Source organism: Shewanella sp. (genome assembly GCF_048265805.1).
Classification (GTDB): Bacteria; Pseudomonadota; Gammaproteobacteria; order Enterobacterales; family Shewanellaceae; genus Shewanella.
Window position 1 is genome coordinate 1 of record NZ_JBLXAT010000001.1, and the last position, 25390, is coordinate 25390.

The following is a 25390-nucleotide window of genomic DNA, read 5'->3' on the forward strand; positions in this document are numbered from 1 at the left end:
GCAGCGGCGGTAGTTCTAGCTGAGCAGCTCTTAAAAAATGGCTATGCACTGGCGGATTTATGAGGGGATCCTTCAGTGCATTGTCACCAAGCGTTTCTGAAGGTGACTGTTGTATCTAGATTGTAGACATTTCTATGCCTACGTAAACACCGCTCATATTCATGTCCGGTTGAGAGCTATAATCTCACCCAGCTTGCCGCAATGGATTTCACCCATTTAGCACTGATGTGGTAGCCTTTTTACAACACAGCCAATGTTGGTAATGACTGAACAATAATCCTGCAACAGCCATCCACTAGCGGTCTGAGTTTTGCAGTGAAAAATAATTGTGCGTTACCCAAGGACCCAATATGCAATCAATCTCACCAGAAGTACTCCAGACTGTCACCGTCAGCCCATTCGGAGAAGTCTACTTTCCCGCCCTCAATCCAGCGACGTTTGAAAAAATCGACTCCAAATCATTATACGATCAGTCCTATAAAAATTTTTTCCAAATGAAGGATGTACTTCATATCGTTATCGGCTCAGATTCGGGATTGCTTGCTGACTACCTCCTCAATCTTGAAAAGCAAGAAGGTAGCCAGATTATTGTTGTCGAACTTGAAGATGTCACCAATCTGCTGAATATCGAAGTACCAGAAGAGTACAAAAACTATTTTCACACCACCACTTTTGAGGGATTGTCGCGACTTATTAATGATACCCAAATAAGTATCAGCGTTGGCAAAGGAAACTTTATTATTCATGAATCAAAGTCAGTACAGTCTAACCATATTCCAGAATATTTAGATTTAAAACTAAAATGCCAAAAGCTGATTAATACCAAAAAAATTATTGAACAGGTAAAATTACAGCAGAAAATCTTTTTAAGAAACCAGATATTTAGCATTCCAGATAACCGCATTGCTGCAAAAACGCTTTGTCAAAAGGCGAAGGATGCAACCATACTTCTTGCTGCTGGAGGCCCATCATTAGATCATAATTTAGAATGGATAAAGGCCAATAGAAATAATCTTATTATAATTACCATATCAAGGGTTGCTAACAAGCTAATATCCTATGGAATCCTCCCGGAGATTGTTGTCACTGTCGATCCACAAAAAGTAAGTTTTGATATTAGTAAGGACATGATGCGACACCAAGATAAATTTTTACTCGCATCGGCGTACCATACAACTCCATATATATCTAGCCAATGGTCTGAAAATTATGTCTATTTGGGTAACCGCTATCCATGGAAGAATGAAGACAATATAGAACTGAAACAAACAACGGTCACCAACTCTGCTATAGAATTGGCAGTACAGATGGGAGCTAGCAGAATTTTATTAACAGGGGTAGATCTCTGTTACTCCACCACAGGAAAAACACATGCCAAAGGCACCAAAGAGGAAGCTGCTGGAGCCGATCTAGTCACTCTCGGCGAATGGGTCACCACCTATGCAGGCGAGTTAGTTGAGACAACCGTCCAAATGAAGCTAGCTATCCAATCATTAGCAGAACAAGCATCTTTGTTAACAAGCAGTAAAATCATCAACTTATCCCCGCATGCAGCTAAAATAGAAAATATCGAACATATTCCTCAAGATAAAATTACACTAGAGGAAAGAAAGGATGATCTCACTAACGTTATTGAAGCGATACTAAAAGATGAACATAACAAAGTGGAATCTTTGTTAGCAACAAAAAAGGAGATAACCAAGGCGCTAAGAAATATCACCGAGATAAACGAACAGGCAGCGAAAGCGCTAAAATTATGTCAGCAAAACCAACACGCATTGTCGCCAGAAGCCGCTAAAAAGATCGAAAAAATCGAAAAAGAGATCAATAAATCGCCAAAAAAACTACTTTCATCAATAAAAATCTATGGCTTTTCAGAGTTTTCATCATTCTTAACCAGCCGCACGAAAGAGGACTGGGATGATAATTACATTAAAGAAATGAACTCAAACTACTATCAAGCCATGTTGTCATCAACGTCAGAATTAATACCGCAATTAACGCAAGCCATTGTGCGTACGCAAACGAGAATTGATGAGTTAGATGCAGAGTATCCGATCGAAAAGTTAGACAAGCTGTGGCGACAAGAAAATACCATCGGAAGAATATATAGCCGTGAGCAGGCATTAGGCACAGTCTTAAATGACGATATTAGTTTAAATCTAAAAAATGACTTCCATGAACTGGTAGAACATGCTGCTGATGGCTTCGCTCAAAAATTGGACTCAAGAAGAAAGAACCACGATTTAATCACTAAGAAAATTTTCCACTTAAAAAGTCAAAATAACGACATTGGTCTTAAGCGGATGGTAGATGCATTAGCCGCAAAGCAAAAAGACAGTGATGAATACACCACTGATTTCAACCTCGCCAGTGCCTACTACAACATTATGATAGGCAATAACACGGAAGCGTTAGCGCATTTACTGAACATTCCTGCAGACAAAATCGATCACATTCAACGCCGAGACATCGCCGCACTATCGCTCAAATTACAGCGACTTGATGTGGCAGAACATGCCTTGGCTGAACTGCAACTCAATTTTGACGACTTTAAACCCATCTATGCGCGAGTACTGCATTTGAATAATAAGTCGCAGGATGCGCTCAATACTTATCTCAACTTTTTAGATAAGTACCCTGAAAACATTCCAGTGTTACTTAACTTTGCCGAGTTTTTGCTCAATGTTAGTCAACATACCGCAGCTAAAACCATTTTTGAACAAGTATTGGCGCTAGATCCTCGTAATCCCGTGGCGTTAGGAATGATGAAGCATTTTGACTAAACTCTGTTTTACGGCGACAGTGCTGCATTGACACGCGTCCATATCGATACGCCCACCTTAGCGGCCAGTCAGCGGTTCTTGGGTTGTGCTGCATAACCAGATATAATCGCGCGATCACGTTATGTTAGGAGTGTGGGCTTGTCGCTTAGTTATCAACCGTTAGACCAATACCGTCGTCGTTGGATGTTCAATCACCACGAGTTACCTGTGCCAGAACAGGACCAGCCCTTCATTAAGCCGCTGACACAAAAATCAGCGATGGATGTGTGGAATCGTTGGGTGAGCAATAAAAACGTAGCGCCGGATGAATTTGCTAAGGGTGATTGGGCCGCACGCAGTAGCACTTGGCATCAGTCCGACGAATGGCAAGCAGCATGGGACAGCGATGATCATGAATTGCCTGAGTTAGTCAGCGGTTTTGTTGATTGGACTGAAGATACCGTAGTGTTTTTCTGCTACGAGAAATATGACGTAATCGAAACAACTTGGGGATGCTTCAAGCGTCATTGGAAGTGTTTCCTGTTTAACGACAATGAACCGCTGTTAATCAGCAGTCAAAACCGTCAAGCAGTTTGGTTCCACCAAGATGGTATGTGTGATATTGGCTTACGCGGTTAAACAATACGAGAAACTTATCATGAAAAAACTGTTTGTTTTTTGCCTTGCTTGGCTGTCAGTAGCGTCATTTCAGACGTCTGCCATTGAAGTGGCAGATACCCAAGTTGCCGACACCATGCAACTTGAAGGAGTACCAGCCTTAGTGCTTAACGGGGCGGGTGTGCGCACCAAGTTTTTTATGGATTTGTATGTCGGCGGCCTGTATTTACCTAGTAAAACCAAATCTGTAACCGAAGTGCTTGAGACAGATTACGCCGCCATCAATCTGACCATTTTATCAGGGCTAATCACCTCAGAAAAAATGGAAGATGCCATTCGTGAGGGCTTTGATGATGCCACCCATGGCAACACAGCATCGATTGCCACAGAGATTGAGCAATTCATCGGCTTATTTAAAGATGACATTAAAGTAGGCGATCAATTTTTACTGCTGTTTAGTAAAAAAGATGGCGTTTCAGCCTTTAAAAACCAACAACTGCAAGCAACGGTAGGCAACGATGCCTTTCGTGTGGCACTTATGAATATCTGGCTCGGAGATGAACCAGCACAGAATAGTCTCAAGAAAGCGATGCTCAACGCCAAGTAAGGCGAACAAAAGCAGTTAACGCGGGTTAGCTGCTTTTTTATATGCACAATTGGGGCTAATTTTGGCCCCTGTTAACGGATTCACTTTTTAGATTATCTAGTTAGTTAAACTAACAAAATCTGGTGGATGGCCGATACAAGCTATACTGAACATCGAACGTCCTGATGTAACCTCAAGCACGTCGCCGTATACTCAACCATGGCTAGCGCTTGAACAATCAATAATTTTAATAAGAGATTAGACAATGAACTACCGTAACTGGCCAATCGCCAAACAGATAGGGACGCTGTCATTTATACTAACCATCGTCGTGTTTGGCCTGATAGGTGCCATTTCGTATAAGTCCGCCGCGAATGCGCTGCGCGACAAGGCACTGACTGGTGTGCAAGCTCAAATGCATTCAGTTGAGGACTTACTGAAGCTGCAATACGACACATTACTTATTCTCGCTCGACGCAATAGTGAGGTGTTTCGCGAGATGTATCCAGGGCAGTTCTACAAGCCCGCCAATAAGACCATCAATATTCTTGGTAAAGAAACGCCAGCCTTGATGCAAGGTAACGAGCTAATCAACTCATCCAAAAGTAAAGTAGACCGCTATGCCAAACTCACTGGCGGTAACGCCACTATTTTTGTGCGCGATGGCGATGACTTCCTTCGAGTATCCACATCACTGACTAAAGCTGATGGCTCCCGCGCTTTAGGAACTTATCTCGGTCAAAAACACCCTGGCTACAGCAAATTGATCAAGGGTGAGACCTATGAAGGCTACGCTAAGCTGTTTGGTAAAGACTACATGACCATCTACCATCCGATGCGAGATCCACAAGGCAATGTGGTGGCCATTCTTTATATCGGTTTTGATATTACCGATTCGCTGCTGCAACTTCAGGAATCGATGAAGCAACTACGCATCGAAGAATCGGGGTATTACATGGTACTGCGTCAGGCTGATAACGCCCTAATTGCGCATCCATCATTACCTATTGGTAAACCAGTAGAAGCAAGCCAATTAGATGGTTTACCACTGGACCAGTTGCTGACTCAACATGATCAGATGTTTCATTTCGCCAACCACAGCGGTGACGAGATGGTGAGCTTGAGTGCTGCTATTCCCGGCTGGGATTGGGTGATTATTGGCCAAGCAAAATCAGCAGAACTGAATGAAGAAAGTCAATTCTTACTGTACGTCAGCATGCTGATTTCTCTCATCGGAATTTTGGCGATTACTGCATTGCTGTCGATAGTGCTGGTAAAAACCGTTAAGCCATTGCGCCGTTTGCAAGAGCACATGGAACAGCTTGGTAACGGTAACCTCAGCACTGATTTGCCTAACATCAGCAGTTCCAGTGAAAACGAAGTAGACCGTATCAGTTACAGTGCCAGCCTAATGACACAAAACTTACGCAAACTGATCCGCTCTCTGCTTGATTCTGTACAAACTTTAGAAGCTCAAGCCAGCACCGCGCAAAACACTGCCAGATTGAACGGTGAAGAGGCCAAAGCGCTGATGTCACAAACCGACCAAATCGCCACGGCTATTGAAGAGATGTCGACCTCAATCCGCGATGTGGCCAACCATGCCAACCAAAGTGCGGACCAAAGTCGTCAAGTAGATAGTGCCTCACAAGAAGGCCAACAAGCACTACTGCAGGTAGTACATGGCTTGGAAACACTGTCTGAACAGCTTACCCATAGCCATCAAGCAGTGGAAGGCGTTGCTAAAGAGAGTGAAGCTATCAACAAGATCACCGAAGTGATCAACGGTATTGCAGAACAAACCAACCTGCTGGCACTTAACGCAGCAATTGAAGCGGCGCGTGCTGGTGAGCAAGGCCGCGGCTTTGCGGTGGTAGCTGATGAAGTACGTACTCTAGCTAGCCGGACGCAAGCGTCGATCTCTGAAATTAGCCAAACAATTTTGCAACTGCAAAGCAAGGTACGTGATACTGCAACACGTATGGATGAAAGCCATACGCTGGGGCAAAAATCATCTGAGCAAGGCTCAGCTGCAAACCAGCAGCTAACTCATATTGCTCAGCGTATCGCCGACTTAGCAGTATCGGTCAGCAGCATCGCCAGCGCTACTGAACAGCAAAGTTCTGTGGCTGCTGATGTGACCCGTAGCTTGCATGAAATCACCGACTTAGCCAAAGAGGGCGATGCGCGGGCAAATGATACCGTACAGTCTGCCGATCAGTTAGCTGAGTTGGCGACCACTTTGAAGCGTCAAATTAGCGTGTTTAAAGTGTAATGTGCTAACTCGAGATGCAAAAAAGGTGCTGATATCAGCACCTTTTTTATTGCTCTTATTCCCCGCCCGGCAATACGTTGACATATAGAGAACGTCTTTATGACAACTCTCTACTCCGCCCTAGAAGGCGAAGTCTCTATACACCGCGAACCGATCTTAGGACGGACATAACGCTTGCCGCTGGCAACCGCTATTGAAGATTTTCCAGCGGTACCGCCTTCATCATCACTTCAACCGTATTTTTACCGTTATTAATAACAGGGTACTTATCATAGGTTTGGAAAATCACCTTGTTGTTGTACTGGATTAACGACACCACGCCATAGTTGATGCTGCTGCTGATGGTATCAGCTGGCAAAATGAACTTAAATGGCACAGGCACGCGAGCTATGTTAAAGGTCTTTTGCGCAACAATGACACCCGGAGTGTCTAAATCAATCACCGCGATGGTAATCGAACACCCCTGTGGCAGAGCCAGTTTTTCTCGGTAACTCGCCGCGCCATTAATCACTATAGGTGGATCTGGTTCAACCGTAACGCATCCCGCTACTGACAGTAGCATCACCAGTGCAAATACACCTTTAAGCAGCTTCATTAGTCATCCTTTTTTGTTTGATGTGAGTCAGTCATTCGCATAAGTCCTTCCTGCGTACATGAAGCAATTAGTCGACCTTGTTGGTCGAAAAACTGACCGCGAACATAACCTCGACCACCGCAAGCATTAGGACTTTCGATGGCGTACAGCAACCAATCACTTAAGTTAACTGGGCGATGGAACCAGATCGAATGATCGATGGTTGCCATGCGCATACCTGGTGTCAAAAACGATACACCATGTGGCTGAGCTGCAGTAACAAGAAAATTGAAATCAGACGCATAGGCTAGCAGATAATCGTGCATATCATGATCTGGCGGGACATGGCCGTTAGCACGGATCCACACGTAGCGGCGTGGTTCAGTTTCGTTAGGAGTTATCGGATTGAGTGGATTAACCAACCGCATCTCAATCGGTGCATCAGCCATAAATTTTTCTAACATTTTTGGCGGGACTTTGTCTCGCAACGTCATGGCTAATTCTTGTTGGTTCAGCAAGCCTTCAGGCCCTTGAACATCTGGCATAGGACTTTGATGGTCAAAGCCTTTTTCCTCGACCTGGAAAGAACAGGTCATGTAAAAAATTGGCCGACCTTTCTGTACGGCTTTCACGCGGCGCGCGCTAAAGCTACCGCCATCACGCATGGTTTCAACATCATAAATGATGGGTAATTTTTCATCACCAGCCCGTAAAAAATAGGAGTGCAATGAATGAATATGACGATCTGCTGGTACGGTTTGTCGTGCCGCGCTAAGCGCCTGCCCCATGACCTGCCCACCAAAAACATGGCCAAAGCCCAAATCTTGGCTCTGGCCACGATACCAACCCGTTTCAATACGTTCTAACGCCAAAAGTGACATTAACTCATCTAGCACGTGACTCATGAATGATCCTGCATCTGATATTCTCTTCGCCAAAGATTACCGCAGACCCATAACGGAATACCAGCGTTAACATTAGGAAGGTGCGAACTAGCCATTAGGATACGCCGAAATTGAGATCCACAGCTATTTTAAGCGGTTAACTCACCGGAACGGCGGCGTTTGCTTCATTCTTAGTAAACCATCCCCTATTTGAGTAACACCCCGTGTTCCTTGGAAGCTTGGGTTGCCCACTTCACTATCTGCTCCTCACCACTGCGGCTCACTGCTGAGCTGGTGCCCTCATTTAATTTGTGCCACAACTTCTTGAGCGCCTCCGGTGTGCAGCGGGCGGCGGACAAGTACAAAGGTTTGGATTGGGCAATATAGGCGCGACTAATACTGCCTGCCGCCGCGAGGAGATGCTGTCCAGATGGCGCATTTTCACTCATTAAATAGATGGCGGCAGCGACGGGAGTCTCCATGGAAAACATAGGCGCCACATCTGCGGCTAGATGCTGATATGTCATCGGTGTAAGCGCCTGCGCGCATAAGGTGTTTACGTGAATATTGTAATTAAGCCCTTCTTGGCTCATGCAGTTGGCAAGCCCAAGCAAGCCCATTTTGGCGGTGGCGTAGGCTGACTCAAAATAATCACCGAACAAGCCGCTAACCCCAGTTAACAGCAAAATGCGGCCATAGCCTTGGTTTTTCATATGCGGCCAAAAGGCGCGACAAAGCAGAAAGGCACCATCAAAGTCGACATCAATTTGCCGCCGCCATTCCTGTAGAGGAATGTTTTCCAGTGCATTGCGGTGGTGCACGCCCGCAGCGAGGATCAAGCCATCTATTTGTGAAAAGGTGGCAAGAATATCCTGAGTCACGTTATCAATGTTGGCCTCATCCGTGACATCACATTGCCAACAAACTACGTCTCCCCCCACCGCCTCTACTGCACACTTAACTTCCATTAGCGATTGGCTATCAATCAGCGCTAAGCTTGCCCCACGCTGTGCTAACGCGATGGCAAATGCTCTACCCAATCCGGACGCAGCGCCAGTAATGACCACAGTCCTATCGTTGAAGCGCATGTAGACTACTCCTGTCTTTAACGCACAGAGTTGCGCAGACGCGTTGTGTTGGTGGTACACATGACGTAAGTCCACCACAGCGGCGTTATGACTATCGGGACGATTCCTTGGCCCACGCCCAAATCCAATAAACTGTGACGCTAGCAGCTGGCGAACATTCATGTTTGATGATGGATCAAACGAAACATGTAATGAACGAGGCGCTGCCAACGACACTAACTCAACTAAACAGGCTGGATGCAGCAAGGTTCAACAACGATCTACCGTCCCTAGCAACCAAGGTCTACAACGGAGCGGGCAAAAGCTTGTCAGTTCAGACCTAAAACTCATGACAAATTTGTCGTGTACTATTGAGTATGGAGCCATTTTTTAGTTAAGGAAGGACAACAAATGTGCGCTAATTCAAACTCTTTTACATGCATTCTTCCTGTTGTACTAACTTTCCCAACAGAAATTGTTATCCTATAACCTTAGTATTTGGTCTAACTCACTGGTACAGAATGAACCCTTGGATCCTCGCCATTCGGCCGCGTACGCTACCTGCCGCTGCCGGTCCGCTGCTGATTGGTAATTTTCTCGCGCTACCGCTCGACAAATTTAGTATGCCAGTAGCAATAGCCTCTATGGTATGCGCTTTGTTGTTACAAATTGCTGTCAACTTAGCTAATGACTATTTTGATTATCGCAACGGTATTGATACCGCCGAGCGTGTCGGCCCAACTCGCGTAACCCAGAGCGGCATGATTAAGCCTGAAAGCGTGCGTAATGCCATGACATTCTGCTTATTGCTGTCATTGATCGTTGGCTCATTTTTGATTTGGCATGGCGGCTGGCCAATTGCCATTTTAGCGGTAGCCTCCATATTAGGTGCCTTAGGTTACAGCGGTGGCCCTTACCCGCTGGCATCACACGGTTTAGGTGAATTAGCGGCATTTGTATTCTTTGGACTGGTCGCCGTGGTGGGCAGTTATTACCTGCAAGCAGGCGCCACCACAACGGCTTCTTGGTTGTTAGGTTGTGCCGTCGGTTTGCTTAACGCAGCTATTATGCTGGTGAACAACACCCGTGATATTCGTACTGACACCCAAGCGGGCAAGAAAACTCTTGCGGTACGTATCGGTGAAGCACAGGCCAAAGTAATGTATCAAGCATTGGTATATTTGCCGTTCGGCTTGATCATTGCCGGCTTTTTACTGGGACAACTGCCAGGCTTTCCAGTGCTATTGGCTGGTCTATCACTGATTATGGCCCGTAAACTGTCATCCGATTTTGCTCAGCACTCTGGCGCGTCGCTGAACCCATTATTGGGACGTACAGCTAAACTCACCATGATGTTTAGTGCACTGTTTAGCGTGGGCTTAGTGGTCGGCGTATAAACATCGCAATTAATTTTACAACATCAAAAAAGGCTTCCCGAGGGAAGCCTTTTTGCTAAGATGCAAAGATTCGTTCGCACCTTCTTACTCATCTGATTAGCGAATTTTCACCAACTTACGTGGCGATTCACTCCAAGTGATATGGTAGAACTCACCTGCTGGCGCATCAGTACGTTCAAAGGTATGTGAACCAAAGAAGTCACGTTGGCCTTGCAGTAAGTTAGCAGGCAACACTTCACAACGCAGTGAGTCAAAGTAAGCCAATGCAGAGCTGATACATGGTACTGGAATGCCCTTCACTACCGCTTGCGCCACGACTTGGCGCCATTGGCCTTGCAACTCATTCAGCTTAGAAGCAAAACCGTCAGCCAGCAGCAAGTTGGCCAGATGGCCATTAGCTTCAAAAGCGTCGCTAATGGTGCTGAGGAAACCTGCACGAATGATACAACCTGCACGCCAGATACGCGCGATAGCCGCGTAGTCCAGTTCCCAATCTTGCTCTTTAGCTTGCATGGCAATCATCTGGAAGCCTTGAGCGTATGCCGTCACTTTGGCGCAGTACAAAGCGGCTTCCAATGCATTGATGGTTTGTTGCTGCTCTTCAGCAGAAACAGGGGCAATGGCGGGGCCTTGCAGTGACGTTGCCAGTTGTTGGCGCAGTGTTTTTTGCGTGCTCATTGAGCGGGCAAAAACTGCTTCAGCAATGGTTGATGCTGGGCAACCCAACTGCAAGCTGCTCACCGCCGTCCATAAGCCAGTACCTTTTTGACCCGCTTTATCGAGGATGATGTCCACCAAAGGCTTGTCGGTTTGCGGGTCAACTTGGCGCAATACTTCAGCACTGATTTCGATCAAGTAGCTATTCAGAACACCTTTATTCCAACGCTCAAACACTTCAGCGATTTGGACAGTGTTCATGCCTAAGCCGATTTGCATAAAGTGGAAGGTTTCGCAGATCAGCTGCATATCGGCATATTCAATACCGTTGTGCACCATTTTGACGTAGTGACCAGCACCCGCTGGGCCAATGTAAGCGGTACAAGGTTCACCTTGTTCGATCACGTCACCCGGTTGGTGACGTTCCAGTGGTTGGCCTGTCTCGCCATCAACTTTAGCCGCAATGGCTTGCCAGATTGGCGCAATACGATCCCAAGCGGCTTTATCACCGCTAGGCATTAATGAAGGTCCAAAACGTGCCCCCACTTCACCACCTGATACGGCTGAGCTAAAGAATGTCAGCTTGCCTTGATAGTGTTTCTCACGCGCAACGGTATCAGTCCACAAGCTGTTACCGGTATCGATAACGATATCTTCGGCAATTGCGCCCGCATCGATTAAGGCATCACAAATACTATCAACTGCTTTACCTGCGGGTACAGACAGCAAAAATACTCGTGGAGCCTTAACACTGGCCAACATATTTGCTAAGGAGTTTACCCCGAACAAACGTTGCTCACGTCCTGCAACCTCAGTGGCTGCTTGTTGCTCCACTGCCTGAACTTTTTGCTCGTCCAGATCAAACGCTGCAACAGAAAAACCATTATCAACAATATTGAGTGCGAGGTTTTTACCCATCACGCCCAGACCAATAACACCAATATCTGCAGCTTTTAACTCGGGTTCCATAATGTTTTCCCACCAAATTCTGTTCACACAACAGACAAAAATGTGCGATACATCCAATAATTAGTTCGCATTCTACTGAATGAGCTATTACCGATGCAAATAGATAGTAGTGATGAAAACTTACGGAAAAATCGATTGTTCCGAATCAAGATCACAAAAAGACCCGCCAACGCGGCGGGTCTTTACCAATCAGCAGCAATTAGGCATGTGCTTGCAACAATGAATCAGCATAGCCCATACGCGTGAGTGCTGTGCGTACAATGTCGAGCGTTTGCGGATCTTCAATGGTTGCTGGCGGGGTAAAGCTCTTGTTATCAGCAATATTGCGCATAGTACCACGTAGAATTTTACCTGAGCGAGTTTTCGGTAACTTCTGAACCGCGCTAACCAGCTTAAACGCTGCTACAGGGCCAATTTCCTGCCGCACAAGAGCGACGAGTTCGTTATGCAACTGCTCGTCACTGATGTCGACACCATTCTTCAGCACTACCAGTCCCAGCGGCACTTGGCCTTTGAGTTTATCGTCAACACCAATCACCGCGGCTTCCGCTACTGCCGCATGTTGGCACAAAACCTCTTCAAAACGACCAGTGGATAAACGATGCCCTGCCACATTAATAATGTCGTCGATGCGACTCATGATGTAGAGATAGCCATCTTCATCCATATAACCCGCGTCACCAGTGAGATAGTAGCCGGGATACATGCTCAAATAGCTATCGGCAAACCGCTGGTCGTTTTGCCATAACGTGGTGAGTGTGCCCGGCGGCAAAGGTAGTTTAATTACTACATTTCCGGACTGACCTGCGGCGACGTTTTCCCCCAATTCATTGAGCACGTCGACTTGATACCCAGGAACCGCACGCGCAGGTGAGCCCGCTTTTACCGGAATTGGATCAACGCCCATCAGGTTTGCCGCCACTGGCCAGCCAGTCTCGGTTTGCCACCAATGATCAATTACCGGTTTACCCAGTTTGCTGGCCGCCCAGTTAAGCGTTTCAGGATCGCAACGTTCACCTGCCAGAAATACGTTTTTAAGGCAGCCGAGGTTCACTTTAGCCGCATATTCAGCGTTAGGATCTTCACGCTTAATGGCACGAATCGCCGTCGGCGCGGTGAAAAAAGACTTTACCTGATACTTTTCAATGGTGCGCCAGAAGATCCCTGGGTCCGGAGTTCCTACCGGTTTGCCCTCATATAATACAGTCGTGGCCCCCACCAGTAGCGGCGCATACACTATGTATGAGTGCCCAACGACCCAACCCACATCAGAAGCCGCCCAAAAAGTATCACCGGCATCAATGTCGTAGACATGCTTCATTGACCACGCCAAGGCGACCGCATGACCACCATTGTCACGCACCACACCTTTAGGTTGTCCCGTCGTACCCGAGGTATACAAAATATAGAGTGGATCGGTAGCCGCCACCGCCACACAATCGGCCGCAGAGGCTTTGCAAACGGCCGCCTGCCAATCGACGTCACGCGGTTCAATCAACTCAGCTTGGTGCTGGCTACGTTGTAGAATCAGGCAGTGGTCAACCCTATGTGTGGCTTGTGCTAATGCTTTATCCAATAACGGCTTGTATGGCACCACGCCTGAAGGTTCTACCCCACAGGAAGCACTTAGCACTAACCTAGGTTTCGCATCATTGATACGCGTGGCCAGTTCGTTGGCCGCAAAGCCACCAAAAACCACGGAATGAATGACCCCAAGGCGAGCGCAAGCCAACATGGCATACACGGTTTCAGGCACCATCGGCATATAGATCACCACCCGATCACCTTTCACTAGCCCAAGCGATGCAATATAACCGGCGAGTCGACTCACCTGCGCCTGCAGTTCAGCGTATGTCACCGCATACTCCGTCTGCGTGACAGGGCTAAAATAACGAATCGCTACCCGCTCTCCCGCCCCACGGTTAACGTGTCGGTCAACGGCGTTAAAACAGGTATTAAGTTGGCCTTGGCTAAACCAGTGATAGAACGGCGCCTTGCTATCATCTAGTACCTTTTCCCAGGGCTGGTACCAGTCAATTAATTTGGCACACTCGCCCCAAAATGCGTTTTTGTCATCGAGTGACATTCTGTACAGGGCTAAACCTGATTGTGTCATTCAACTGTCCTCCCCAAGGACTACCTTTACGGCAAAAACACCCCTTCCTTTCCAACTTCATTATGAGTTGCTTTTTTAAGCACTCCCTATTAGACGTTAGCCTATAACCCTTAACCGAGCAGGGATTAACAGCGCCGACCACTGCGTTAATCTCAGCAACGTTCAGAAATTTGGCTAAAATTAAACAAGGTTATATTTACCTTTACGTAAACTTCATATATCTTGACTAGGTTGTTGTATTTTATGCAGGAAGCCGTAGCTCATGAGTATTAAGCCAAGTCCACAAACCTCTTATTCAATCAGCGAACTGTCGAAAGAGTTTGATATCACGACACGTAGCATTCGCTTTTATGAGGATCAGGGACTGCTTAAGCCCAAGCGCCGCGGCCAAACGCGCATCTACAGTATGAAAGACCGTGTGCGTTTGAAGTTGATTTTACGGGGTAAAAGACTGGGGTTTTCTCTAGCAGAAACGCGCAGACTATTTGAGCTCTATGATGCCGACAAAAGCAGTACATCACAACTCAATACCATGCTAACGCTGATAGAAGAAAAAAAACATGCCCTACAGCAGCAGATGGACGACATCAAAATTGTGCTGATGGAACTGTCATCCGCAGAAAACCAATGTCGCCAGTCGTTAGCAGAGGTCACCGATAAACGTTAACTAACGTTGGTCTCTGTACTGTTGTTACTGGGTTTCACAGTGACGGAGACCATGCATGGCGAGCAGCTACACACCACTGAATTTTGGCCTACCAGAAGAGCTCAATCTATTGCGCGATGCGGTGGCCAACTTTAGCAACACCGAAATTGCACCTATCGCTGCGGCTATCGACGCCGACAACCGTTTTCCAAAAGAACTTTGGCCGAAACTCGGCGAACTTGGCCTACTCGGCATTACTGTCAGCGAACAATATGGTGGCGCGGATATGGGCTATTTGGCGCATGTCATCGCCATGGAGGAGATCTCCCGCGCTAGCGCCTCAGTTGGCCTATCGTATGGCGCGCATTCTAATCTTTGCGTCAATCAGATTTATCGCAATGGCAGCGACGCACAAAAAGCCAAATACCTCCCCAAGCTAGTCAGTGGCGAGCACATTGGCGCCCTAGCGATGAGTGAACCCAACGCTGGCTCAGATGTGGTCTCCATGAGCCTTAAGGCCACTCGCCAAGGCGACCACTTTATCCTCAATGGCAACAAGATGTGGATCACCAACGGCCCTGATGCTGATGTATTGGCGGTGTACGCTAAAACCGCGCCAGAACTTGGCTCCCACGGCATTAGCGCGTTTATTGTTGAGCGCACTTTTAGTGGTTTTAGCACCGCGCAGAAGCTCAATAAACTCGGCATGCGCGGCTCTAGCACCTGCGAGTTGGTGTTCAACAACTGCGAAGTCCCCAGCGAAAACTTGCTCGGCGGCCTTAACCAAGGGGTTAAAGTGCTGATGAGTGGTCTCGACTACGAACGCGTAGTCCTAGCGAGCGGCCCGCTTGGCATTCTCTCGGCTTGCTTGGATGTAGCGCATCCCTATACCGCAGAACGGGTGCAATTTGGTAAAGCCATCGGCGAGTTCCAACTGGTACAAGCCAAATTGGCCGACATGTATACCGCCATGAACAGCGCCAAAGCTTATGTTTACGCCGTGGCACATGCTTGTGATAGCGGCCATGTCAGTCGCAAAGATGCGGCGGGTGCCATTCTTTATAGTGCGGAAGCGGCTACCAAAGCGGCGCTAGACACCATCCAACTGCTTGGCGGTAACGGCTACATCAATGATTATGCCGCTGGCCGCTTATTACGTGATGCCAAGCTGTACGAAATCGGTGCTGGTACGTCAGAGATTCGCCGCATGCTGATTGGCCGCGAGTTGTTTAACGAGCTTAAATAACCAAGCCCAACCAAGGAGCGATTGAGATGAGTGTGATAAGCAGCCAGATCAACCGTCATGCCCCCGAGTTTCAGGCGCGTTACAACGCCATGCAGGCATTGGTTGAGCAACTCAAACACGATAGTGAGCAGATCTGCCAAGGCGGTGGTGCTGCGGCACTTGCCCGCCATTGCAGCAAAGGCAAATTAGCACCGCGGCAGCGGTTAGCACAGTTATTAGATTGCGGCAGTCCGTTTTTAGAGATCGGCCTATTTGCCGCTCATCAAGTGTATGAGGAGTTCGTGCCAGCAGCGGGCGTCATTGCCGGTATTGGCCGTATTCACGGCATCGACTGCATGATCGTAGTGAACGATCCGACAGTGAAAGGCGGCAGTTACTTTCCGCTTACAGTAAAAAAACACCTACGTGCTCAGGCCATCGCCGCGCGCTGCCACCTCCCCTGCCTCTATTTAGTCGATTCCGGCGGTGCCTATCTGCCGTTACAAGCCGAGGTATTTCCCGACCGTGATCATTTCGGCCGCATTTTCTATAACCAAGCGCAAATGTCTGCTCAGGGTATCGCCCAGATTGCCGTAGTGATGGGCTTGTGCACCGCGGGCGGCGCTTATGTCCCTGCGATGGCTGATGAATCGATCATTGTCGCTAATCAAGGCACCATTTTCCTGGCGGGGCCGCCGCTGGTGAAAGCCGCCACAGGCGAAGAGGTGTCCGCCGAAGCACTGGGTGGCGGCGATGTGCACACCCGTTTGTCTGGTGTTGCCGACCATTTAGCGCAGGATGACAGCCATGCGCTGCAACTGGCGCGGCAAGCGGTTAATCACCTTAACCGCCCTGCGGTAAAACTGCCGACTGACTATCTGCCACCGCGTTATGCCGCTGATGAGCTGTACGGCATTGTCGGCACTGATCTTAAAAAACCCTTCGAAGTGCGCGAAGTCATTGCCCGCTTAGTGGATGACTCAGATTTTGCCGAGTTTAAAACCAACTATGGTGCTACCTTAGTGTGTGGCTTTGCCCATGTGCACGGTCATGCAGTTGGCATCGTGGCCAATAACGGCATTCTGTTCTCGGAGTCGGCCGAAAAAGGCACTCACTTTATTGAGCTGTGTTGCCAGCGCAATATTCCGCTGATTTTTCTGCAAAACATCACGGGGTTTATGGTTGGCCAAAAATACGAACAGCAAGGCATTGCCAAACACGGCGCGAAGATGGTGATGGCCGTCGCTTGCGCTAACGTGCCTAAGTTTACCGTTATTATTGGCGGCAGTTATGGCGCGGGTAACTATGGCATGTGTGGCCGTGCCTATGAACCGACGATGATGTGGAGTTGGCCCAATGCCCGTATTTCGGTGATGGGTGGTGAGCAAGCGGCTAATGTGCTCGCCACTGTGAAACGTGACAGCCTCGCTCGCCAAGGTAAGTCGTGGAGTGCCGCGGAGGAAGCTGAGTTCAAAGCGCCGATTCAGGCAACCTATGAACATGAAGGACATCCCTACTACGCCAGTGCCCGCCTGTGGGACGATGGCATTATCGACCCGGCACAGACCCGCGATGTTCTCGGATTAGCGTTGGGCGCGGCCAGTGTTGCCCCCATTGAACCGACGCATTTTGGCGTATTCAGAATTTAGGAGTCAGCATGCCATCAGTACTGTTCGAAAGTGATCATCGCGGCGTCTGTCGCCTTACCCTTAATCGCCCCGACAGCGCCAACGCCTTTGATGAACAGCTAATTGCCGAACTCACCGACGCACTGCAACATCTGGCTACATGGCAGGATTGTCGTGCTTTGATATTACAAGGTAATGGCAAACATTTTAGTGCGGGTGCAGATCTTAATTGGATGCAGCGCCAAGCACAGATGGACTTTGCCGCTAATGTTAGCGATGCCAACACGCTGGCGTTGCTGATGCGCACTTTGGATGAGTTTCCTCATCCCACTATTGCGTTGGTGCACGGTGCCGCGTTTGGCGGCGCACTTGGGCTATTGTGCTGCTGCGATATCGCCATTGCCCACCACTCTGCTCGTTTTTGCCTCAGCGAAGTCAAACTGGGGCTGATCCCTGCGGTGATCTCTCCCTACGTTGCCAGAACCATAGGTATGCGGCAAATGCGGCGCTACGCACTGACTGCCGAAGTCATCAACGCGCACGAAGCGTTATCACTTGGATTAGTGCACCAACTGGCAGACGAGTTACAGCCCACCTGTGAGCAGTTAGTCAATGCTCTGCTCAAGGGCGCGCCGCAGGCGCAAAAATACTGCAAACAGTTGTTAGGTCAAATCGCCCAACAGCCTATTGATACCGAACTGCATCAACTCACGGCACAGGCAATTGCCGAGGTACGCGCCAAAGCCGAAGCGCAGGAAGGCATTCACGCCTTTTTCGATCAGCGCTCACCGCAATGGCGCAGCCAAAACACGGAGGGCAACCATGGCTAATATTCGTACGCTATTGATTGCCAATCGTGGCGAAATTGCGTGTCGCATCATGGCAACTTGCCAGCGCTTAGGCGTTCGCACTGTTGCCATCTATTCTGATGTTGATCGTCACGCCAAGCATGTATCGCTGGCTGATGCTGCCTATTACGTGAGTGGCGATACTCCAGTCAGCGCGTATCTCAATATTGCAGCGATCATCGCCATCGCCAAACAAGCGCGCGCAGATGCCATTCATCCCGGCTACGGCTTTCTATCCGAAAATACCGACTTTTCTGCCACCTGCGATGCTGCGGGCATTATCTTTGTCGGGCCGCCAGCTAGCGCCATTGCGGCGATGGGCAGTAAAAGCGCCGCCAAGGCGATCATGGCTGCGGCGGGAGTTCCACTCATTCCCGGCTATCACGGCAGTGAGCAAACACTTACCGCATTGACGAGTGCCGCCGAGCACATCGGGTATCCGCTACTGATCAAAGCCGCGCTCGGCGGTGGTGGTAAAGGCATGCGCGTGGTTAATCATGCCGATGAGTTTGCCCCACAGCTTAATGCTGCCAAACGTGAAGCCAAAGCCAGCTTTGGTGACGAGCAGATGCTACTGGAAAAGTACTTCACCGGCCCACGGCACATTGAGGTGCAAGTGTTTGCCGACCAACAAGGCAACTGCATCTATTTGGGCGATCGCGACTGCTCACTGCAGCGTCGCCATCAAAAGGTGATTGAAGAAGCGCCTGCACCGGGGCTCAGCGCTGCCACCCGCCAAGCGATGGGGCAAGCCGCCGTTGCCGCGGCGCAGGCCATCAATTACGTCGGTGCTGGCACGATTGAGTTTCTGATGGATGAACAGCAGCAGTTCTATTTTATGGAGATGAATACGCGGCTACAGGTGGAACACCCCATCACCGAGATGATCACTGGCGTTGATCTGGTGGAGTGGCAACTGCGCATCGCCAGCGGTGAACCATTACCCTTAACCCAATCACAAGTGCAATTACACGGCCATGCGGTTGAAGCGCGTATTTATGCCGAAGATCCACAGCAACAATTTTTGCCCGCTTCGGGCATCTTGCAACGGCTGATATTTCCCGCCAGCAGCGCGCAACTGCGGATTGACTGTGGCGTGCATACTGGCACACAAATCGAAGAAAATATTAGCGCCTATTATGATCCGATGATCGCCAAGCTGATCGTGCATCAGCCCAACCGTGAACTTGCTTTGGCACAACTGCAACGGGCACTGCAACAAACGTGTATCGTGGGCGTTAAACACAATCTGGCATTTCTTGCAGCGCTAGCAAGCCATAGCGAGTTTGTAGCCACTCACTTTACCACGCACTTTATCAGTAACCATCTTGACCAATTGCTGCAGCAACCTAGCGACACTTGGCGTACTTGCGCCGCAGCGCTAGCGGTTATTTTGAGTGACCCGCATAGGGCAGCACTCACGGCGTTGAGACTCAATAGCCCAGCGACTTGGCATATCTACCTCGAACCCGTCGGCATGCAAGCGCAAGCCGTTTGGCTATTGGTGCAGCGCACAGATGCGGGCTATCGGCTATCCCTTAATGGGCAACAGCTGGCGTTTGAAGGCCAATTGTTAGCGGCAGAAATCCTACAAATCACACTGGCAGGCCGCAGTGAAACGGTGCCGTTTATGCGCCGAGGCGAGCGGCTCAGTCTGCTCTATCAAGGCCACACCTTTGATTATCAACTTATTCCCACGCATCAACCACAGCATTCCGCTAGCGAACACAGCTTTTGTGCCCCCATGAACGGTACCATCGTCACTCAGCTCGTCCCGCCTAATCAGCCCGTAAAGCAAGGACAAGGCTTGATAGTGATGGAAGCGATGAAAATGGAATATCAGATCAATGCACCGAGCGACGGCGTGGTCAGCGAGTTCTGTTTTACTGCCGGTGAGTTAGTCCAAGAAGGTGCCTTGTTGCTGCATTTTGTCGCGGACGAAGCCGATGGCGTCAGTGCAGGAGGTGTTTGATGTACCCAGCCCACATTAGCATCTACGAAGTTGGCCCCCGCGACGGTCTACAAAACGAAGCACCACTGCACATCGCTGACAAAATTAACTTGATTGAAGGTCTTGCGGCCGCTGGCATTCAGCGTATTGAGGCCGGCAGTTTTGTATCTCCCAAATGGGTACCACAAATGGCGGATTCCGCTGCAGTGTGCCAACAAATCACTCGTGCCCCGAAGGTGCGCTATTCAGCGCTAACGCCCAACATCACAGGGCTTAAGCATGCGGTAGCGGTTGGTATGGACGAAATTGCCGTATTTACTGCCGCCTCTGAAACCTTTTGTCAGCACAATATTCATTGTTCGATTAGCCAATCATTAGCCCGTTTTGAAGCGGTGTTTACTGAGGCACAACGGCTCAACTTGCCAGTACGCGCCTATGTATCATGTGTGCTGGGGTGCCCATATGAAGGCGACATTGCCGCCGAGCAGGTAGCGGCGGTAGCCCATACTTTACTGGAGATGGGCGCCTACGAGGTGTCACTGGGAGACACTATCGGAGTGGGCACGCCAGCGAAAGTCCGCCGCATGTTAGATACCGTTAGTGTCTGCGTGCCACCAGCCCAGCTGGCATTACATTTTCACGACACTTATGGCCAAGCACTAGCCAATGTACTCGCTTGCCTTGATAGCGGTATTGCCACTATCGATAGTGCCGTGGCCGGTCTTGGTGGCTGCCCTTATGCGCGCGGCTCATCTGGCAATCTTGCCACTGAAGATCTGCTGTATATGTTACACGGCCTCGGCATTCATACTGGTATCGATGTCAAGCAGTTGGCATCCGTTGGTCAGCAGGTCTGCCAGCGGCTAGGCATTGTCAATCGCAGCAAAGTGGCATTAGCGCTGCTATAGGGGCTGTTGATGTTGACCTTTGTTGAACGTTTCTGCAGCAGACAGAGCGGGATTTAGGCAAGGCAGGTGATATGCAGTGTAGTTATTCTCCACAAACAGCGCCTAACACAACGGAGGCGATATGAGCGGATTCAATAAAGTGGTCAGCACCTATCAGCAAGCGCTAGCAGGGCTGACCGATAATATGACCATCATGGTCGGCGGGTTTGGCTTGTGTGGCATTCCCGAAGGATTAATCGCCGAGATGGCGCGCATGCAGGTACGTGGATTAACCGCGATATCAAACAACGCAGGCGTCGATGATTTCGGTCTCGGTTTATTACTACAACAACGTCAGATCCGCACCATGATTGCTTCCTACGTAGGTGAAAATGCGCTGTTTGAGCAGCAGATGCTGAGTGGCGAGCTTGACGTTATCCTCACGCCGCAAGGCACCTTGGCGGAGAAAATTCGTGCCGCAGGCGCAGGTATTCCCGCCTTTTACACTGCGACTGGCTATGGTACCCCTGTTGCAGAGGGCAAAGAAACGCGCGAGTTCAATGGCCGCCACTATGTATTAGAACCCGCATTACCTGCCGACTTTGCGCTGATAAAAGCGTGGAAAGCGGACACCATGGGCAACCTTATCTACCGCCACACCGCAGCTAACTTTAATCCGGTGATGGCGACCGCTGGCAAGATCACTGTGGCAGAGGTGGAGTTGATTGTCCCTGCTGGCGAACTGGATGCTAACCATGTGCACACACCAGGGATTTACGTTGACCGACTGATTGTTGGCCAATTTGAAAAACGTATCGAAAAGCGCACCGTGCGCGGCTAACAGTCAAGGAGTCAACAGATGGCACTCACTCGTGAACAGATGGCTAAACGCGTGGCGCAAGAGTTACAAGATGGCGATTACGTCAATCTTGGTATCGGCATTCCTACGCTAGTGGCTAACTATATTCCGTCAAATATCCAAGTCATGCTGCAGTCCGAAAATGGCTTACTCGGCATGGGTGCCTTCCCGACTGAAGCTGAAGTGGATGCGGATCTGATCAATGCCGGCAAGCAAACTGTCACCGCAGTCAAAGGCGCCGCGTTTTTCTCCAGCGCTGACAGCTTTGCCATGATCCGCGGCGGCAATGTCGATCTGACAGTACTTGGCGCATTTGAAGTCGATGTTAACGGCTCCATCGCATCGTGGATGATCCCCGGCAAGGTGGTCAAAGGCATGGGCGGTGCCATGGATTTAGTCGCTGGCTCTAACAATATTATCGTCACCATGATGCACGCAGATAAGGATGGCCACTCTAAGTTACTGCCACAATGCCAGTTGCCGTTGACCGGCTATCAATGCATTCAGCGAGTATTGACCGATTTAGCCCTGCTTAAAGTTAAAGATGGCGCTTTTCATCTATTAGAACGCGCACCAGGAGTTAGTGTGGAAGAAATTCAAATGAAAACAGCAGGTAAGCTAGTATGCAACGATGACACACCAGAAATTGACGTTTAATAAACTTCAAAAACAAACAGTTACGTTAGTGTAAACAAAAAGATGTTTTGTGACACTGATCACATTAAAGTCTTTCTATCCTTTGTCGTCATACTGAATTCGCCTAAGGTGTGCGCTTCTTTTTTATCGCTGCTGTTTATTCACGCAACGACAGCGGTAAATCATACATTCACATTATCACTAGTAGATTATGGATACTTATCTTACTTCGCTGCTTTGTCTCGTGACTGGCGGCTTATTATTGATGCGTAATATCAGTCACCTACTGGATAACAGCCAACTGCACTGTTACTTACAACGTAGCCCCAGAGCACGCCGCTGGGTAAACTACTTTGGCTTTGACCGCAGCTTTCGCATTGCCAAAAAGCTGATCCTGCCGCTCGGTTGTGGCATCAGTTTAAGTCTTATCGCCTTTGGCGGCTGGAGCCTTTTCAGCGTTGCGGCGGCTTAACCGCCACCTTTTTATAGGCAACTTGCCAAATGGACTGAGCGTGCACGGTTAGCTCCACTTGGCGTCATCCTGCTTTTCGCGTATAAATATCAGTCAATTAACGTCACTAAAACATTAGATTAAGTCAACTGACCTTTGTTGCATTTAGCTTGTTCAGTTGACTAAGTGTCACTGACAGCGCCTCATTTATAACGCGGTTAATTTGAAAAATTCAAACACGCAAGGTCAATAGCCCCCAAGTAGGATTCGTTATGTTTCAGCCCCGCGAAACCACCATAGGTCCGCTCCAACTCACACCATTAACGCTGACACAAGCTCCTGCCTTTTTCGCTCATATAGAGCAGCAACGCCTGTGCTACCAAGACACTATCCCTTTCGTCAGTCGCACTCATACACTCGAACAGCTAACCGAATTGCTAACCACGAGTCTTGGCAAACAGCAACGCGGTGAAGCGCTGTTCTATACCTTGTGGCAAGGACAACAGATGGCAGGTTATCTGCTAGTACGAGAAATGGATTTACAGGCAAAGTGGGCTGAAATTGGCTATATGCTTGGTGTTGAATGGCACGGTCAAGGCATTATCACCCGCGCATGCCAATGGCTGATAAAGCAGTTATTTGATGAGCTACACATGAATAAAGTCGTCATCTGCTGCAATGACGATAACCATGGCAGCATCGCCGTAGCTAAGCGGCTAGGGTTTACTCACGAAGGGACACTGCGGCAGCACTTTGTGGTGAATGGCGTAAGACGCAATCTTTGCTACTTTGGCTTGCTACGGCATGAGTGGCAAGCCAAAGAGTAAAACGTGTTAGCACTGACATTATCAAAAGGGTCGCTGCGGCAACCCTTTTTATAATTAACATCAATGATGAGTTAGCAAACTACGCAAATCATCAGTGAATTGCTGCAAATTCGCTTCTACGGTGTAAGCCATATGTCCACCAGCATAGTATTTCAGCATTACTTGCGATTTCGGCCATGGTTCCTGCTTTAGTAAATACTCAGTTGCCCCAGTGGTGGTTTGCGTATCGTAATAACCCACGCCCACATATAACTGCAACTTTGGAAATGCCTTAAAGCCAGCGGTAACTCCATCCGCATATGGCCAGTTGCCAAAAGGTCCAGCCTTAGAGCCCCAATCCCATTGTGTTAGTGAGGTAATTGGGGATGAGACGTTATAGCTATCGGCATTGTCAACACCTAATTCGTTAGCCGCATATTGGTGAAACGCCTTATACAAAGGCGGATAAACTACCGTAGCACCATCCACCAGTTGCCCTTCCTTAGATGCTTTAGCGGTATACCTTCCGTCAGAGCCGCCCAACACCAACTGCTGTGATTTGAGTAATTCCAAACGGAACTGATTTTTGCTCAATCGCAGATTATACGCTAAGTGCTCTTCAGCACTGACACCGGTATAGCTGGCTAATTTAGAGGCAACCGCTTCACGTTCCTCAACTGACGCGGTATTACCTGCCAACAACACCCGCAAATATTCACCTTCAGCAAACAGACCTACTTGCTGCAAAACCTGTGGCAATGTTCTGCCCTGTTTATCCACCTTATCGTGATACCAAGCTAACGCGGCTAAGGTTTTCAATGAAACCACGTAAGTCATCACGTTACCTGGGCGTTGGGCAGTCTCCACCAAGTTCAACGCTTGTCCAAACAGATAGATACCGCGCAGATTAATCCGTTTATCCTCGGCACTCAGCTGTTGCACCGCGGCAGCAGTGCGCATGGTGCCATAGCTTTCACCAAGGATATAGACGGGTGATGATTGACGCTGGTGACGTTGCAACCAAGCATGCACAAAGGCAACAAACTGCTTAGCATCATTCACATTGCCGTAGTATTCCCCGGCTTTGTCTGCTACTTGCATTTTACTGAAGCCAGTATTGGCAGGGTCATAAAATACAATATCGGTAACATCCAGTGGTGAATACTGGTTAGCTACTAGGGCAAATGTCGCAGGATCCGCCTCAAGGTCATCAGGTATGGCTAGTCGCTTTGGCCCTAAAGCTAACATATGCAAGTAGATGGAAGGTGAGATTGGTCCACCATTAAACGCAAACAACACCGGACGTTGCGCGTCGTTGCCCACCTGATAGCTGGTACTCACAATCTTCACTGGATTATCGTTAAGCGGTGTCAGTAAAAACGGCTCAACTACCGATTGATAATGCAGTGTCTTACCAGCAAACGTTCCCTGATGCTGTTTAATAATCGGCGCTGAGATATCAGCCTGCTCAGCCAATACCCCCCCAGCGCACAAGAGCGCTAACATTAGCAGCGCAGATTTAATCATTCTGTTCATTCATCATAT

General features: G+C 48.8%; 21 protein-coding genes. 15 read left to right on the forward strand and 6 right to left on the reverse strand.

All coding sequences use genetic code 11. The features are described 5' to 3' along the window. Nucleotides 1-350 precede the first annotated feature (350 nt). From ACN0TT_RS00005 to ACN0TT_RS00020, 4 genes are all read left to right on the forward strand, one after another. Nucleotides 351-2786: a 6-hydroxymethylpterin diphosphokinase MptE-like protein gene (locus ACN0TT_RS00005; RefSeq protein ID WP_417760100.1), complete on the forward strand. Its 2436-nt coding sequence runs from the start codon at nt 351-353 to the stop codon at nt 2784-2786. A 138-nt stretch (nt 2787-2924) separates the two neighbouring features. Next, a complete protein-coding gene (locus ACN0TT_RS00010; RefSeq protein ID WP_417760101.1) occupies nt 2925-3404 on the forward strand; it encodes a DUF2947 domain-containing protein in 480 nt (159 codons plus the stop codon). A 19-nt stretch (nt 3405-3423) separates the two neighbouring features. Further along, nucleotides 3424-3990, forward strand: a complete 567-nt coding sequence (locus ACN0TT_RS00015) for a chalcone isomerase family protein (RefSeq protein ID WP_417760102.1) — start codon at nt 3424-3426, stop codon at nt 3988-3990. A 244-nt stretch (nt 3991-4234) separates the two neighbouring features. After that, the gene (locus ACN0TT_RS00020) at nt 4235-6244 is read left to right on the forward strand and encodes a methyl-accepting chemotaxis protein (protein WP_417760103.1); all 2010 of its coding nucleotides are present in this window, start codon (nt 4235-4237) and stop codon (nt 6242-6244) included. Nucleotides 6245-6434: 190 nt separating this feature from the next. Here ACN0TT_RS00020 and ACN0TT_RS00025 read toward each other — a convergent pair whose 3' ends face one another. The 3 genes from ACN0TT_RS00025 to ACN0TT_RS00035 form a co-directional block, all read right to left on the reverse strand. Then, complete coding sequence (locus ACN0TT_RS00025) at nt 6435-6839, reverse strand: YbaY family lipoprotein (protein ID WP_417760104.1); 405 nt, start codon at nt 6837-6839, stop codon at nt 6435-6437. Further along, nucleotides 6839-7723, reverse strand: a complete 885-nt coding sequence (gene tesB / locus ACN0TT_RS00030; protein WP_417760105.1) for an acyl-CoA thioesterase II — start codon at nt 7721-7723, stop codon at nt 6839-6841. The genes ACN0TT_RS00025 and tesB overlap by 1 nt, the downstream gene beginning before the upstream one ends. A gap of 185 nt (nt 7724-7908) precedes the next feature. Further along, entirely contained in the window at nt 7909-8790 is an 882-nt protein-coding gene (locus ACN0TT_RS00035) for an SDR family NAD(P)-dependent oxidoreductase (RefSeq protein ID WP_417760106.1), read from the reverse strand. A gap of 500 nt (nt 8791-9290) precedes the next feature. Between ACN0TT_RS00035 and ACN0TT_RS00040 the strand changes: the two genes are divergently transcribed. After that, entirely contained in the window at nt 9291-10166 is an 876-nt protein-coding gene (locus ACN0TT_RS00040) for a 1,4-dihydroxy-2-naphthoate polyprenyltransferase (protein WP_417760107.1), read from the forward strand. A gap of 96 nt (nt 10167-10262) precedes the next feature. Here ACN0TT_RS00040 and gndA read toward each other — a convergent pair whose 3' ends face one another. Beyond that, nucleotides 10263-11792 carry an NADP-dependent phosphogluconate dehydrogenase gene (gene gndA / locus ACN0TT_RS00045; RefSeq protein WP_417760108.1) on the reverse strand — a complete coding sequence of 510 codons (1530 nt, stop codon included), beginning with the start codon at nt 11790-11792 and terminating at the stop codon, nt 10263-10265. Between the two features lie 199 nt (nt 11793-11991). Then, nucleotides 11992-13908: a propionyl-CoA synthetase gene (locus ACN0TT_RS00050; protein ID WP_417760109.1), complete on the reverse strand. Its 1917-nt coding sequence runs from the start codon at nt 13906-13908 to the stop codon at nt 11992-11994. A gap of 262 nt (nt 13909-14170) precedes the next feature. Here ACN0TT_RS00050 and ACN0TT_RS00055 point away from each other — a divergent pair, with 262 nt between their 5' ends. The 10 genes from ACN0TT_RS00055 to ACN0TT_RS00100 all read left to right on the forward strand — a co-directional run bounded on the left by ACN0TT_RS00055 (nt 14171) and on the right by ACN0TT_RS00100 (nt 23866). Then, entirely contained in the window at nt 14171-14575 is a 405-nt protein-coding gene (locus ACN0TT_RS00055) for a MerR family transcriptional regulator (protein WP_417760110.1), read from the forward strand. Nucleotides 14576-14630: 55 nt separating this feature from the next. Further along, complete coding sequence (locus tag ACN0TT_RS00060; RefSeq protein WP_417760111.1) at nt 14631-15800, forward strand: isovaleryl-CoA dehydrogenase; 1170 nt, start codon at nt 14631-14633, stop codon at nt 15798-15800. Between the two features lie 26 nt (nt 15801-15826). Further along, nucleotides 15827-17428, forward strand: coding sequence for a carboxyl transferase domain-containing protein (locus ACN0TT_RS00065; protein ID WP_417760112.1), 1602 nt, complete (start codon nt 15827-15829; stop codon nt 17426-17428). Nucleotides 17429-17436: 8 nt separating this feature from the next. Continuing rightward, complete coding sequence (locus ACN0TT_RS00070) at nt 17437-18237, forward strand: enoyl-CoA hydratase-related protein (RefSeq protein WP_417760113.1); 801 nt, start codon at nt 17437-17439, stop codon at nt 18235-18237. After that, a complete protein-coding gene (locus tag ACN0TT_RS00075; RefSeq protein ID WP_417760114.1) occupies nt 18230-20227 on the forward strand; it encodes an acetyl/propionyl/methylcrotonyl-CoA carboxylase subunit alpha in 1998 nt (665 codons plus the stop codon). The genes ACN0TT_RS00070 and ACN0TT_RS00075 overlap by 8 nt, the downstream gene beginning before the upstream one ends. Continuing rightward, nucleotides 20227-21114: a hydroxymethylglutaryl-CoA lyase gene (locus ACN0TT_RS00080; protein WP_417760115.1), complete on the forward strand. Its 888-nt coding sequence runs from the start codon at nt 20227-20229 to the stop codon at nt 21112-21114. Before ACN0TT_RS00075 ends, ACN0TT_RS00080 begins: the two co-directional genes overlap by 1 nt. Nucleotides 21115-21235: 121 nt before the next feature. Next, nucleotides 21236-21934, forward strand: a complete 699-nt coding sequence (locus ACN0TT_RS00085) for a CoA transferase subunit A (protein ID WP_417760116.1) — start codon at nt 21236-21238, stop codon at nt 21932-21934. Between the two features lie 18 nt (nt 21935-21952). Next, nucleotides 21953-22609, forward strand: coding sequence for a 3-oxoacid CoA-transferase subunit B (locus ACN0TT_RS00090; RefSeq protein ID WP_417760117.1), 657 nt, complete (start codon nt 21953-21955; stop codon nt 22607-22609). Nucleotides 22610-22799: 190 nt separating this feature from the next. After that, nucleotides 22800-23060: a hypothetical protein gene (locus tag ACN0TT_RS00095; RefSeq protein ID WP_417760118.1), complete on the forward strand. Its 261-nt coding sequence runs from the start codon at nt 22800-22802 to the stop codon at nt 23058-23060. Between the two features lie 251 nt (nt 23061-23311). Further along, a complete protein-coding gene (locus ACN0TT_RS00100; RefSeq protein WP_417760119.1) occupies nt 23312-23866 on the forward strand; it encodes a GNAT family N-acetyltransferase in 555 nt (184 codons plus the stop codon). Between the two features lie 60 nt (nt 23867-23926). On the opposite strand, the gene ACN0TT_RS00105 is transcribed toward ACN0TT_RS00100, so the two are convergent. Then, nucleotides 23927-25381, reverse strand: a complete 1455-nt coding sequence (locus ACN0TT_RS00105) for a S10 family peptidase (protein WP_417760120.1) — start codon at nt 25379-25381, stop codon at nt 23927-23929. Between the last annotated feature and the right edge of the window lie 9 nt (nt 25382-25390).

What these genes read in the sequence shown, in the direction of transcription:
- ACN0TT_RS00005 (WP_417760100.1), top strand. Translation starts at nt 351, where the DNA reads ATGCAATCAATCTCACCAGAAGTACTCCAGACTGTCACCGTCAGCCCA.
- ACN0TT_RS00015 (WP_417760102.1), top strand. Translation starts at nt 3,424, where the DNA reads ATGAAAAAACTGTTTGTTTTTTGCCTTGCTTGGCTGTCAGTAGCGTCA.
- ACN0TT_RS00020 (WP_417760103.1), top strand. Translation starts at nt 4,235, where the DNA reads ATGAACTACCGTAACTGGCCAATCGCCAAACAGATAGGGACGCTGTCA.
- ACN0TT_RS00025 (WP_417760104.1), bottom strand. Translation starts at nt 6,839, where the DNA reads ATGAAGCTGCTTAAAGGTGTATTTGCACTGGTGATGCTACTGTCAGTA.
- tesB (WP_417760105.1), bottom strand. Translation starts at nt 7,723, where the DNA reads ATGAGTCACGTGCTAGATGAGTTAATGTCACTTTTGGCGTTAGAACGT.
- ACN0TT_RS00035 (WP_417760106.1), bottom strand. Translation starts at nt 8,790, where the DNA reads ATGCGCTTCAACGATAGGACTGTGGTCATTACTGGCGCTGCGTCCGGA.
- ACN0TT_RS00040 (WP_417760107.1), top strand. Translation starts at nt 9,291, where the DNA reads ATGAACCCTTGGATCCTCGCCATTCGGCCGCGTACGCTACCTGCCGCT.
- gndA (WP_417760108.1), bottom strand. Translation starts at nt 11,792, where the DNA reads ATGGAACCCGAGTTAAAAGCTGCAGATATTGGTGTTATTGGTCTGGGC.
- ACN0TT_RS00050 (WP_417760109.1), bottom strand. Translation starts at nt 13,908, where the DNA reads ATGACACAATCAGGTTTAGCCCTGTACAGAATGTCACTCGATGACAAA.
- ACN0TT_RS00055 (WP_417760110.1), top strand. Translation starts at nt 14,171, where the DNA reads ATGAGTATTAAGCCAAGTCCACAAACCTCTTATTCAATCAGCGAACTG.
- ACN0TT_RS00060 (WP_417760111.1), top strand. Translation starts at nt 14,631, where the DNA reads ATGGCGAGCAGCTACACACCACTGAATTTTGGCCTACCAGAAGAGCTC.
- ACN0TT_RS00065 (WP_417760112.1), top strand. Translation starts at nt 15,827, where the DNA reads ATGAGTGTGATAAGCAGCCAGATCAACCGTCATGCCCCCGAGTTTCAG.
- ACN0TT_RS00070 (WP_417760113.1), top strand. Translation starts at nt 17,437, where the DNA reads ATGCCATCAGTACTGTTCGAAAGTGATCATCGCGGCGTCTGTCGCCTT.
- ACN0TT_RS00075 (WP_417760114.1), top strand. Translation starts at nt 18,230, where the DNA reads ATGGCTAATATTCGTACGCTATTGATTGCCAATCGTGGCGAAATTGCG.
- ACN0TT_RS00080 (WP_417760115.1), top strand. Translation starts at nt 20,227, where the DNA reads ATGTACCCAGCCCACATTAGCATCTACGAAGTTGGCCCCCGCGACGGT.
- ACN0TT_RS00085 (WP_417760116.1), top strand. Translation starts at nt 21,236, where the DNA reads ATGAGCGGATTCAATAAAGTGGTCAGCACCTATCAGCAAGCGCTAGCA.
- ACN0TT_RS00090 (WP_417760117.1), top strand. Translation starts at nt 21,953, where the DNA reads ATGGCACTCACTCGTGAACAGATGGCTAAACGCGTGGCGCAAGAGTTA.
- ACN0TT_RS00095 (WP_417760118.1), top strand. Translation starts at nt 22,800, where the DNA reads ATGGATACTTATCTTACTTCGCTGCTTTGTCTCGTGACTGGCGGCTTA.
- ACN0TT_RS00100 (WP_417760119.1), top strand. Translation starts at nt 23,312, where the DNA reads ATGTTTCAGCCCCGCGAAACCACCATAGGTCCGCTCCAACTCACACCA.
- ACN0TT_RS00105 (WP_417760120.1), bottom strand. Translation starts at nt 25,381, where the DNA reads ATGAACAGAATGATTAAATCTGCGCTGCTAATGTTAGCGCTCTTGTGC.